This window comes from Streptomyces hilarionis (assembly GCF_024539675.1).
Taxonomy (GTDB): Bacteria; Actinomycetota; Actinomycetes; order Streptomycetales; family Streptomycetaceae; genus Streptomyces; species Streptomyces hilarionis.
Genome location: NZ_JAHHIT010000660.1, coordinates 1 through 293 on the forward strand (window position 1 = coordinate 1; position 293 = coordinate 293).

A 293-nucleotide genomic window follows, 5' to 3' on the forward strand; every position below is an offset into this window, starting at 1 on the left:
TTTCTATGGTGGTGACGGAGAAAGGAATGCAGAATTATCGTCGTTTCGGTCTAAGGGCACGGGGCCGCAGATCGACTATGTGAGGAAAAAATGATGGTTTCACTTCGCTACGCTACGAAATCAACCTCAGATAATGTTTGGGCACTTTGTGATTTGATACGTGACAATAAGTGTGATGAGATCATTCTTTTTGCTAGTGTAGGGAATGATCTTGATGATGAGGAAGCAAGGTGGGACAACAACCTTCCTCTGGTTGTCGCCTTAGCTAAATATATTATTCCTCACGTTGATAG

Annotated in this window: 1 protein-coding gene; it reads left to right on the forward strand. The window is 43.0% G+C overall.

Annotated elements, in window-relative coordinates; genetic code table 11:
• Nucleotides 1–90: 90 nt before the first annotated feature.
• Nucleotides 91–293, forward strand: a 203-nt coding sequence (locus tag KMS84_RS44440) for a hypothetical protein (RefSeq protein WP_256921552.1), incomplete at its 3' end; no start/stop codon positions are given.